The sequence below is a fragment of the Sphingomonas asaccharolytica NBRC 15499 genome (genome assembly GCF_001598355.1).
Classification (GTDB): domain Bacteria; phylum Pseudomonadota; class Alphaproteobacteria; order Sphingomonadales; family Sphingomonadaceae; genus Sphingomonas; species Sphingomonas asaccharolytica.
Map to the genome: position 1 here is coordinate 44,516 of NZ_BCYU01000024.1, position 11,761 is coordinate 56,276.

Consider the following 11,761-nt stretch of genomic DNA (forward strand, 5'->3'; position numbering starts at 1 on the left):
ACACGGCACCGCTACCCAAATACGGCGCGAACCGGACCCCACTCGTGCTATGCAGCGCCATTACCAGCCTCCAAATTCCAGTCATGCTCACTCGACAAGCGGTTGAACAGAGCGCTCAACTCTTCCGCCGCCCTGCTTTCGTGGACGAAGCGTTCCGCGACGCGTCGTGCGCCCTCGCGCCATAAATCGCGTTGATCCGCGTCAAGCTCAGCGTAGCGATCGATCGCCGCGGCGAATGCCGCCGGGCGCATGTCGGCGAGGTCGAATCCGGCGCGGTCGGCTTTCAGCCCGCGCCAGGGCGTCCGGTCGCCTATAACTACCGGGGTGCCTGCGCACAGCGATTCGAAAATTGCATGGCCGAAATTCTCCGACCGCGAAGGCATAAACATCAGATCCTGCGCTGCGAGCGCCCCGGGTACGGCATCATTGGCCAGTTCGCCGCCATGGCGTGCCGACACGTGGGCAGGGAGGGCGGCGATGATGGCTTGACACTGGGCCCAGTGCGAGGCGTCGCTGATCGGGCCGTAGATTGTGAAATCGACCGGCGTTTGAACCAGTCGCAGCGCTTCAAGTGCTAGATCGAGCCCCTTGACGGGCGAGATTCGTCCGACGAACGTAGCGCGCAGGGGCCCGCCCTTCGCGGAGGGCCGGTGTGGCGGCAATGGGAAAGTCGGCCGCAGATTTGTTATGCGCACGACCCGGTTGGCCGGGAAAGCGGCACGGACGTCGCGTTCCTCCTCGTCACTGGTAGTGTGGAAGACAACGCTGCGTACCAGCCCTAACCGCGACACCAACCCGCGATAGAGCGATTTTCGAATGGCGTTCAAGCCGAGCGCACCAGACGAGAACTCGCCGCGCGGCGATAGCACGACAGGATTGCGCGGCACTTTGCCGAACCGACGCGCCATCAACAACGGAATGGTGAATTCCTTGTCGAAAAAACTGTTGGTGAACACGATGTCGTGTGGGGTTTCGCGCAACAGCCGGGCAAGCCCGGTCGCGCCGCGCGGGCCGACAGGGAGATAATGAATCTTCGCCCACCCGAGATCCCTCCAGCCGTTGCTCGGCGCCAGTGGCTCAACCGCTCCGAACGCACGGTCGCGCGCAAGGAGCAGAAAGTCGAAACGGTCGGCAAGCGTCTCGCACATCGCCTTGACGCTCAAGTTGGGGCCGGCAGATTCGTGACCGGGCCAGAACGCGCCGATCAGTACGACAACGCGGGGCTTCACTTGGGACGCCCGGGCAGCAATTCGGTGAAGCCGTAGCGCTCGGCCAGCCATTGCGGCAACGATTCCTCGCCATGCGCAGCGATCTGCCTTTCGGCCTCGTCGATTTTGGCGTCTATGAGCATAAAAAACCAGAAACCGTGGAGAAAATGCCACACGAACCCCTGGCATCCGTCGAGAAAGCCAAGGCGCACAAAAAAGCGATAGTTGAAGTAGAGCCACGAGCGCAGGTAGAGTGGCGTGCGTCCGAAGACCTTCTCGCGCAGCCAACGCTTGGTGCGTGCCTTACGGTCGGCGGGCATTGGCTCGGTGGGGATCAGGCCGATGCGACGGCCCACGAAGTCGACCATATGGCGAGTCGCGTAGCGATTGTGCTTGTCGGTCCAGGCGCCAATCGTTTGCAGGTTCTCGTCGACGAAATCGCCACGCACGAAGAGTATCGCATCGCCGTGAGTCAACTGCAGATGCTCGTCCATCCAGCGCTGCTCCACCCGCGCCGCGCCGGTGCGAAACAGGCGGAGCAGGAACACCGGGTAATAGGTGCCCCAGCGGATCCAGCGGCCACGAAAGATCATCTTTCGCCGAAACATGACTCCGGTCGTCCGGGCGTCGAGGGTGGGCAAGCGTTCCTTGATCTCCGCGACCAGCGCCGGCTCAAAATATTCGTCCGCGTCGACTCGGATGATCCACTCAGTTGCGATCGGAATGGTGTCGAGCGCCCATTGGAACTGTTCAGCTTGGTTGATGAAAGCACGGCTGTGGACCTCCGCTCCAGCCGCGCGTGCGATCGCAACCGTGTTGTCCTCCGAGAAACTGTCCAAGACGATGATCTTTGCGCACCAGCGCTGGAGCCGATCGATGCAGCGGCCAATATGAAGCGTCTCATTATGGGTAAGGACGATCGCGGTAATGTCGGTCACGGCGTCAGTCCACGCCTGCGATATCCAGGGTCGCGGCGCTGACCGCGATCAGCTCGTCGAGCGGGATCGGCGGCGGGGCACCATCGCGCGCCGCGGCATAGAAGGCCTTGACCAGCCCGGCCTGGCCCTTGTCCTGCGCCGAGGCAGACTTAGTGGTCGTCTTGCCGCCGCGCGTGATGTGGAGCTTGCGGAAATCGTCGAGCCGGATGACGAGGCCGCTGGCGAACACTTCGAGATATTCCTTGGGCAGCGACGAATCGCCGAGCGAGGAATAGAGGATGGTGCCGGTCGATCCGTCGGCGAAGCGCAGCACTGCGGAGACGGTGTCGCTCACGCCGTCGGGGCTGAACGACTCGATGGCGACCGGCGGGCCGCCGGCGAGGAAGGTCAGGGCGTCGACGAAATGGCAAGCCTCGCCCGCGATCCGCCCGCCGCCTTCGCTGCCGTGCAGCCAGCTATCGCCCGGCACATGCCCGGCATTGATCCGATAATGCATCGCGATCGGCCCGCCGCGATTGGCGAGCGCGGCCTTGGCTTCGACCATCATCGGGGCGAAGCGGCGGTTGAAGCCGACCGTCAGGACGCCGGGGGCGGCTGTGGCCGCCGCCTGGACCTCGGCGAGTTGATCGAGAGTCAGCGCCAGCGGCTTTTCGACGAAGACATGCTTGCCGGCGTCGAGCGCCTCGACCGCCAGCCGCGCATGGCTGTCGTGGCGCGTGGCGATGAACACGCAATCGGTATCGGCGTCGCCGAGTACCGCCTGCGGATCGGTTGCGGCGTGGGCGAAGCCCTGGCGTTCGGCGGCGTCGTGCGCGGACAGACCGGTCGAAGTGACGACCGTGGTCAGCCGCTCATTACCGGCTTTCTTGAGCGCGGGGAGCAGCACCGATTTGGCGTAATTGCCGAAGCCGATGAAGCCGGTGCCGCGGCTGGTGGCAGTCGAGACTTTCTTACCCGCGACCGGGATCGAGCGCTCGATCGGGGCGGGGGTGTCGGAATAGGTCAGCAGGATGGCGAGATAGGGCTCGTCGCCGTCCATCAATTTGTAGGCAGCTTCGGCCTGCTCGATAGGGAAGCGGTGCGTGACGAGCTTGAGCGGCGTCACGCGTCCCTCGGCGACCAGTTCGAGAAACGCCTGCATGTTGCGCTGCTCGGTCCAGCGAACATAAGCGAGCGGGTAATCATGACCTTCGAGTTCGTAAGCCGCGTCGTGGCGCCCGGGGCCGTAGGACATCGATAGGCGCAGATCGAGCTCGCGCTTGTAATAAGGCTCGCGGTCGATCTCCATGCCGGTCAGTCCGACCATCACGACGCGGCCTTTCATCCGGCTGATCTCGGCGGCCTGGTTGGGCGGGGCGGACGATTTGCTCGAGGCGGTGACGATCACCGCGTCGGCGCCATAACCGTCGGTGAAGCCGCGCACCGCGTCGTCCAACGCCTCGCTGACCGCGACATCGGCGCCCATCTCGAGCGCGAGCTTGGCGCGCGCCGGATTGGGATCGAAACCGAGCACGCGGCAGCCATTGGCCTTGAGCAATTGCACGGTGAGCTGGCCGATCAGCCCCAGTCCCATGACGACGACGCGCTCGCCCAAGGTCGGGTTGGCTACGCGCACGCCCTGGAGCGCGATCGCGCCGATCGTGACGAAGCTCGCGGCCTCGTCATCGACGCCTGTCGGGATGCGCACCGACAGGTTCTTGGGCACGGCATTATATTCGGCGTGGTTGGCGACGGCGGCGCCCGCACAAGCAATACGGTCGCCCACGGTATAGCCGCCGCCATCTTTGCCCGCCTCGACGACAATGCCGGCGAGCGAATAGCCGAGCGGGATTGGCGTATCGAGCTTGGCGAACACCTTCTGCACCGTCGGCAGCAGGCCTTCGTTTCGGACCTTCTGCAGTGTTTTCCGCACGAGGTCCGGGCGCGCCATCGCCTTGCCCGCCAGGCTCGACCGCGCGAGATCGATGATCTGCTTCTCGGTGCCTGCGCTGATCAGCGACACGCGCGTCGCGACGAGGTTGCGCCCGCCGCCGGCGCGCGGCACGGGCGCGTCGATCAGGCGGAGCACCCCGCTTCGGTAATTCTGTTCGACTTGTTTCACGAATTTCCCGGAGAGCCGTTATTGGTGCGCCGCAACACAAAGCTGGCTTCAAAGCATCCGGGAGGCAGAGTCAAGGATATGCGGTGAGTAGCAACAGAATGTCCCATGTCCGGCGACCAAGTGGCAGCAACAATCGTCAGCGGTGCTGAGGCTTCAACGGACAGGCGCCGGCTGTCGAGCTCAATCGCCGCGCGGATGCCGTCGAGGGCGACGGTGCAATCGGGGTGAAGTAGCAGCCCCGTGCTTCCCTCGCGCCATTCGCGCGCCTTGACGCGATCGGTGATCGTCACCGTATCGCCGCGGGTCTCGACCCGGCGATGTACTATCGGGCCTCCGGGCAAGCTGGCATAGCCGTCATGCCATCCTTCGATTACGAAACCGTCGGCAAACACGTCATGCGTCGTCACCACGACTTGGGGTCGCCGTCCACATCGGAATGCGCCGAAGAAATCCGCCTGATCACCTCCTACGAGGCTGAGAACGTTGTGACTCGCGGCCGATCGCGACGCAGTGCGCTCAGGCCCGGCGACGTAGCGCTCGACGCCGCGGTCGACGATTAAGCGGTGACCGTCGATCGATAGTTCGACGCTGCCGATGTCGCCATGGGCGTGCGCCGGAAGATCGTCAGGGCCTATCCGTCCCATGTCGACGACGACATAATCGGCATCCTTTCGATAGCCGAAATAACCAGCGTTGGGCAGCGCGAACGCACCGCTGACGCGCGCCCTGCTCCGACCGGAGACCGCTTCGTACGCATCGAGACAGGCGTCCGGCGAATACGCCATGGTCAATCCGGCGTCGTTGAACTCGGCGACAAAACCGTCGGGATGCGTGAGCAGTGGGATTACGGCGGCCATTCGGGTCAAGGCACTGTCAAGTGCGCCACCGAGCGGATCGCAATCGAGCGCGTGGCGCATCTCTATTAGATCGGCGAATACTTGGCAGTGGTAGGAAGGCGACCGCTCGTAGTGCATGCCATCGGGGAGCACCTGCCGCGGCAACTCCCGACTCAGCAAGCGGATCGCCAACGCGCGCCATCGGACTGCGAGCGGTCCGTCGAAGAATGCTGATCCCCAGGCGAGCGCCTTGATGTTCTTGATCAGGTGGTTGCCGCCGATGTCGCGCTCGAGGTTTTCTTCGAGGAAAAGCAGCTGACCAGCGAGCGAGTCAGTAATCGCGCGGGGCGCTGCTCCGTTTAGCGCGATCGTCTGCATCCAAACAACGACACGTAGTGACACTGCGTAGCTGTTCCAAGCATCGCGCCAGTAACCCCGTCGATAGGGCGGGTTGGCCGCGATCCATTGCTCGATGAGGCTGTAGGCGTCGGTGGCGCCAAGTTCCTCAAGATACTCCATGTAATGGAGGTTCATTCGCCACAATTGCTCGCGGGGTGAACGTTGCGGCTGATCCCAGTCGAGCGTCGCGGAAAAGCTGTGCGAGTGCGCGAGGAAGGTAAGGGTCCAACCCGTGCCGGTGCGCTCGATCATCCCGTGGCGCGGCGCAAACAATGGTGCCGGCGGGCTTGCGGAAAGGCGAAGCTGTGCTTCACTGGGCAAAGTGAGCGCCGGCGGACATCGCTCGCGCCATCGTCGCCGAGCCTCGAGTCGCAACCGGGCGAGGATCTGGCGGGGAGGAATGTGCCGTACGAACGCGGCGCGCCGCGAAAGCCAGGCGAGCGCGCCGCTCACCGCGCCAACAATCGTTCACACGCGGCCGCCATCCGTCCTGCCAGTATAGACCGGTCGAATTCCGCCGCAACATACGCGTGTCCGGTTGCGGCATGCCGCGCGACCTCGTCGGGATGATCAGCGAGATAAATGATCGCCTTTGCTAGTTCGGCGGCATCTTCGGGCGTGATTGCAATTCCAGCATCGCTTGCATCAAGGATGGCGCGCGCCTCCCCCTCGACACCGAGGATCATCGGGCGCCGGCTCGCCATCGTCTCGAACATCTTCGACGGGATAACCGTTCTGAACGTGTCGAGGCGCTTGAGCAGCACAAGTGAGATGTCGGACGCGGCCAGCACGACAGGCATCATCGCGCTCGGCAGTTGATCAACCATAACGACGTTATTCAATTGCAGACCATCGCGCTCCGCTACCAATCGCGCTCGCTCCGACCCGCCGCCCACCATCAAAATAGTGATGTCTGATCGGTCGCGCAGCAGAGCCGCAGCGTCCAAAAGCGCGTCTAGCCCGTGTGCCATCCCATGCGTGCCGACATAGCTCGCGACGAACTTGCCGGTCAGGCCATATTCAATTCGGAACGCCATCGCTGCGGCAAGATCCGGATCGGTGAATCGCGACAAGTCGGCACCGTTCTTGATTACCTCGATGGGTTTTCCGCTGCGGTGTGGCGCGATATGGGCGATGAAGCCATCGGTCACGCTGACAACGAGGTCGGCACGGCGATAGGCGGCGCGCTCGATTCTCTCAAGTGCCCGAATGACGAAGCCGCGTTTCATCGCGCCGACCGCTATGATGCTCTCCGGCCAGAGATCGCGAATCTCGAGCACCCAAGGTCGGTGGCGGCGCGCGAATAGCCAGCCAGTCAGTCCGCAGAAAAATTGCGGAGAGGTCGACAACACGACGTCGGCGCGCGGCAGACGCCATCCCTGCAATCCAGCCGACAGCATGAACGATACGTAGTTGGCGATGCGCGGCAAGAATCCTTGATTTGCCGCCAAGTAGGTCCACACACGGATGACCTCGACACCGTCAATTTCCTCGCGGTGGAATAGGCGATTGCGGAATCCGGGATAGACCTTGCCGTCGGGATGATTGGGCGGACCGGTGACGATCGTCACGCGGTGTCCAAGTCGCACCCATTCGCGCGCATGCTCCGATAGACGTAACGCCGGTGCGTTGACCTCCGGTGGAAAGTAGTGTGTGAAAGCAAGGATGTGCAAAATGGAGCCTCAGGCTGCGTCGCGCGTCGCCGCATGCTCCAGAGCCAGAAAGCGATCAATCACGGCTCGGCTCCAAGCGCGCGAATCTCGACGGTCGGGGGAGGCCGTGCCGCGGCCTTGTAGCCAAGCTGTTACCGGAATGTTGAACCCCGTCTTGGCGTGATTGACGATCGCGTCGGGCAGTGGCGCCGACGGTGCATTGGCGAGCATCGCCTTGCCTTGACCGGGCCTAAGCCGCGGAATGAGTGGAGCGACCGCGCGTAGTAACGTATAGTCGACGAGCGGTACACGGACTTCGATCGAATGCGCCATGCTCGCCCAGTCGATATCGCGCAGAAGCTGATTTTTCATATATAATCCGGATTCAAGTGCGGCAACGCGGCCGTTGTCCGACCCAGGGTCGGGTACGAGCTCGGCATTAATCAGGGCCAGGGCATCCAGCTCCGCCATCCCCTCGGCGGCAGTTGTCGAGTCAAGCACGCCATCGAGCTCGAACGGCAACAGCAGCGCTCGCCTCAGCAGCCAGCTGCCAGCCCAGCTGTCGGCGAGCGAGAGCACACCTCGCGCTTTGGGATTGCGATCGGCGAGCCGTGGCATGACCGCCGCGATGAACGCGCTGGAGAGGGGGCCCATGCCGGGGAGGCGAGCGAACGGCCCCGCACGTCGATACAGGGCAGGAACCGTCCGGAAAGTCGAATATCCTGCCAACAGTTCATCACCCCCCAATCCCGATATAGCAACCTTCAGGCCCTGCTCGCCGATCGCCTTGCTTACGAACCAACTGTTGACCCCGTCGATGCTCGGTTGGTCCATCGCCGCGAAGATCGCTGGCAAGTCCGCTTCAAACTCTGCCCGTTCGACGCGCCGAACATTGAAATCGACATCATAGAGTTCGGCGACTTGGCGCGCACGTGCGGTTTCATCGCGCTTATTACCGTCAAACTCGGGAAATTGAAGTGTGACAGTACGAATCCGTTCTTGCCCGCAATCGCGCATCAGACCAATTAGTGCGCCAGAATCGACGCCACCCGATAGGAAGGCGCCGACCTCCACATCGGCGACCAAATGCGCCCGTACGCTGTCGCGTAGGGCGCCGCGGATCACCTCGGGATCAGCGGTTTCGGTACGGGCGTCCGCGATCACACGCGCGATATTGGCGAAACGCCGCGGTTTGCCGACGCCGTTGCAGTCGATGCTCATGACATGACCCGCAGGCACTGCGCGGATTGCCTTGTATATCGTGAAGGGTTCGGGCACCGAGCCTAACAGATGAAAGCCCACCAGCCCAGCCGGAGACGGTGTCTTGGGCACGGTCGGGTCGGTGCATAACGCCCGCACTTGGGACGCGAAGCGGATGCACCCGCCGATGTCGGCGTAATAAAGCGGTTTGATTCCGTAAGGGTCGCGGCCGAAAAGCAAGCGCTGCTGCCCAGCATCCCATAGCGCGAAGGCGAACATGCCGCGCAACCGGTCGACCAGCGCGTCGCCGTGCTCGATATATAGGGCCAAGAGGACTTCGGTGTCCGACGACGTCTTGAACAGGTGTCCTCTCGCCTCAAGCTCCGCCTTAAGTTCGCGATAATTGTAAATTTCGCCGTTGAAGACGATCGAGAGGCCAGTGCCGAGACGGTGCATCGGCTGGTTGGCCCGCTCGTCGAGATCGATAATCGAGAGGCGGCGATGGGCCAGCGCGACACGGCGTTCGTTGTTCTCCCAGAATCCCATGCCGTCGGGACCACGTGCCGCCATATGATCGCGTATTGCAGCGAGCACGCCGGGAACGGGCGTTGTCGCGGCGCTGTCGTAGCAATAATATCCAGCGATCCCGCACATTGCCGATCGACCCCTTTGCTGACTAGCGACGTTTGAACGTCAGGCGGTTGAAAAAGGTCAAGCCAAGATGGGCAACGATCAAGATCGGTAATGCCCCGAAGACATCGGGCACAACGAATCCGTCCATGCGGGTTCCCATCCTGAGGCCCATCAGGACGGCCAGTAGCAAGTGAACAGAATTGTGGCGCAGCACTGCCATCGTGTAAAGCGAAAGGGCGGCGAATAGTGCACCTATTAGCACCGCGCCGAGAATGACCAGCGCCCACCCTCCGTTCCAGTACAGTTCCGGGGGCCAGCCTGCTGCGATCTGTGATGTTTCGTTGCCGTTGATTGCGATAGATAACTCTGTGCCAACCGCCGTGATGTTGGGTTTTTCCGGATAGAGGATGCGCGGGATCAAGGCGAACCCGGCATTCTTGAACGTCGTCCCCGGCCGACCGGCATCGTACTGGTCGATCACGAAGGAACCCGCCGCGACATAGGATAGGCGCGCCCAACCGCCCTGAATATCGCTGTTCATCTCGACGTCGGCTGCCGCCGGACTGTAGGATTGTAGGATGGCGACACGCTGGTCGAGCGTGCCGCTGAACACCGTACCGTTGATTTTGCCGAGCATCGCGCGACCATAGGTGACGACCGGTGCGATAGAGAAAAAGGTCGCTACGATGACGGCAAGGAGAACGCCGGTCACCCATAAGCGTCGATAGTGCTGGACGAGCGCGATGATGATCATGATCAGCGGCAATATCGCGCTAGTTTTTGAGAACTCGAGTAGACCTGTCGCAAAGTCGAGCAATGCTAGCACAACGATGGCAAAGACCAGTGCCGGGCGCCGCCGTAGCATCTCAAGTGTCCCGAGGTAGTAGCCAACGAGCGCTAATTGAGAAACGTTTGCTAGCCAGGCGGGTACATAGCTCTCGATCAGACCAAATGAATGGGGCAGAAGGATCAGGTAGCGGACAATCATGCCGGCGCCGAGACAAATCGCTGCGAACGGCGCGTTGCCTATACCGCACGGCTCGGGCACGTAGTTGAACAGATAGGTCCCCGCTTTCCTGGACTGCTGAGCAATCAACAGCGAAACGGCGCGGAACGCCACGAAGACCGTCAGGATGAAGAGCCCGGTAACCAGGTTGTAATGAGCCACGTCGTCGGGAAAGGTGAAATAGAAGGAGTTGAGTGCTTGCCGAGTTTCGTCGTTAACGATGTAGGGAACGACCGATCCCACTCCAAAATAGGCAATTGACGAAATTCGCACCCAAAAGAAAGGCGTCCACAGTGTGTTAACCGATCCGCGCAGCATTCGGGCTGCGCCAACACCAAGAACAATGATGAGAAACGAGGGGCCGGCGAGGTTGATGATATCGAGTATCCGGCCGCCGAGCGTCAGCGCGAAAAAGTAGACGATGTTGAGCAGCGCTAAGGTGCTGATCTCCATCCACGACGGAACCAGCGCGGTCCTTACCTCCGTATGCGCATCGCTCGACGCCGTCGCTGGCGGATCGAAGGACTGGAAAGTCGTCGCCACTTTTACGTTCCCTACGCTCTGCCGATGACAGCACTTATGCCCGACTCCTGCCGGGCAATCGGTCTCCACGGCCATAGACTGCAATCGCCCGCGGTGAAATGGGCACGATCGCGCCTTGACACCATTTCCGGCCGTAGCATGGAGGGCGTATGTCATCTCCTTCAACGCTCGCCCGCGTGGCCCGCTCCTTGCGCTTCTTACGCCACGTCCGCGGCTGGCAGGGAGCTGCCAATCGGTTGGCCGCGCGGTCAGGAAGTTTCGTCGTGAACAATGGCAAAACGCGCATGGCGGGCGATTTGTCGTCGTTCATTGACCGGCAGGTCTTCCTGTTCGGGGGGTATGAGCGCGACCAGATCAGCCAATTCGTCAGGGCGGCGCCGCGCCACACCACCGTGCTCGACGTCGGCGCCAACGTTGGAAATCACTCGATCGAGTTTTCACGGGCATTCGACAAGGTTCATGCGTTCGAGCCAAATCCGGTGTTATGGCCAGCATTCGAGCGCAACGTTGCGCTGAATCCCGACGCTGACATTGAGCTTCACAGGATCGGGCTGTCTGATACAATGGCAGAACTGCCCCTGCTCAACATCGACAATGGCAATCTAGGGCTCGCGACCTTCCTCGATGTCGATCAGTACGAGCGCCCGCTGCGAGAGGTCGCGCGTGCGCGGGTCGAACGAGCGGATGACTATTTGGGCGAGATCGCGGTCGATGCGGTCAAGATCGACGTTCAAGGCTTCGAGCCACAAGTTCTTCGCGGCATGCCGAAACTGCTCGAGCGGTGCCGACCGGTGGTCTGGGCCGAGTTTAGCAGCGGAACTATCAGCCAGACCTATGGCGATCGGGCTCTGATTGAAGAGCTCTTTCCGTATCCAGTTGCGCTATCGCGGTTTGAAGTGGAGGAGCGTGCCATATCACGGCGCATCATTCTCGTTCCCTACGGATCACGCGAAATCGAACAGGGCGACTATGTGATCTCGCCAGCCGATTCCTGAACGACTGCGAGATGCGACGGCCCCTTTATACGGCGCCGGTGAGAAGGCGCAGCCGGCGTTGTGCCAGCACCGGATGGTGGAAGCCTGGAGGGCCCCAGCTGATCTCACCCTTCTGCGGCATGCAAGGAGCCGATCCGGGAGATCAGAGGACTAGATGTTTGGTCCCGGGATTTGATGGGTCGGATCTGACGTGAATCGGTTGGGCTCGAGAGTCCACGCTTTGCAGATGGCTTCGTAGGTGTGAGGCCCC

Annotated in this window: 8 protein-coding genes; 1 reads left to right on the forward strand and 7 read right to left on the reverse strand. The window is 61.9% G+C overall.

Going from position 1 to position 11,761, the window contains the following annotated elements:
• Nucleotides 1–47 precede the first annotated feature (47 nt).
• From SAS01S_RS08880 to SAS01S_RS08910, 7 genes are all read right to left on the reverse strand, one after another.
• Nucleotides 48–980 (reverse strand): glycosyltransferase family 4 protein, encoded by a 933-nt coding sequence (locus SAS01S_RS08880; protein WP_169804930.1) that lies wholly within the window; start codon nt 978–980, stop codon nt 48–50.
• Nucleotides 981–1,225: 245 nt separating this feature from the next.
• Nucleotides 1,226–2,146 (reverse strand): glycosyltransferase family 2 protein, encoded by a 921-nt coding sequence (locus tag SAS01S_RS08885; RefSeq protein WP_218016274.1) that lies wholly within the window; start codon nt 2,144–2,146, stop codon nt 1,226–1,228.
• A 4-nt stretch (nt 2,147–2,150) separates the two neighbouring features.
• A complete protein-coding gene (locus tag SAS01S_RS08890) occupies nt 2,151–4,247 on the reverse strand; it encodes a bi-domain-containing oxidoreductase (RefSeq protein ID WP_066807270.1) in 2,097 nt (698 codons plus the stop codon).
• Entirely contained in the window at nt 4,244–5,734 is a 1,491-nt protein-coding gene (locus SAS01S_RS08895; protein WP_066807272.1) for a heparinase II/III family protein, read from the reverse strand. Before SAS01S_RS08895 ends, SAS01S_RS08890 begins: the two co-directional genes overlap by 4 nt.
• 197 nt (nt 5,735–5,931) lie before the next feature.
• Nucleotides 5,932–7,155 carry a glycosyltransferase family 4 protein gene (locus SAS01S_RS08900; protein ID WP_066807274.1) on the reverse strand — a complete coding sequence of 408 codons (1,224 nt, stop codon included), beginning with the start codon at nt 7,153–7,155 and terminating at the stop codon, nt 5,932–5,934.
• A gap of 9 nt (nt 7,156–7,164) precedes the next feature.
• The gene (gene asnB, locus SAS01S_RS08905) at nt 7,165–8,988 is read right to left on the reverse strand and encodes an asparagine synthase (glutamine-hydrolyzing) (protein ID WP_066807275.1); all 1,824 of its coding nucleotides are present in this window, start codon (nt 8,986–8,988) and stop codon (nt 7,165–7,167) included.
• Nucleotides 8,989–9,010: 22 nt separating this feature from the next.
• A complete protein-coding gene (locus tag SAS01S_RS08910; protein ID WP_157082741.1) occupies nt 9,011–10,516 on the reverse strand; it encodes a hypothetical protein in 1,506 nt (501 codons plus the stop codon).
• Nucleotides 10,517–10,779: 263 nt separating this feature from the next.
• Between SAS01S_RS08910 and SAS01S_RS08915 the strand changes: the two genes are divergently transcribed.
• Nucleotides 10,780–11,511: an FkbM family methyltransferase gene (locus tag SAS01S_RS08915; RefSeq protein WP_066807279.1), complete on the forward strand. Its 732-nt coding sequence runs from the start codon at nt 10,780–10,782 to the stop codon at nt 11,509–11,511.
• Nucleotides 11,512–11,761: the final 250 nt, after the last annotated feature.

What these genes read in the sequence shown, in the direction of transcription:
- SAS01S_RS08895 (WP_066807272.1), bottom strand. Translation starts at nt 5,734, where the DNA reads ATGATCGAGCGCACCGGCACGGGTTGGACCCTTACCTTCCTCGCGCAC.
- asnB (WP_066807275.1), bottom strand. Translation starts at nt 8,988, where the DNA reads ATGTGCGGGATCGCTGGATATTATTGCTACGACAGCGCCGCGACAACG.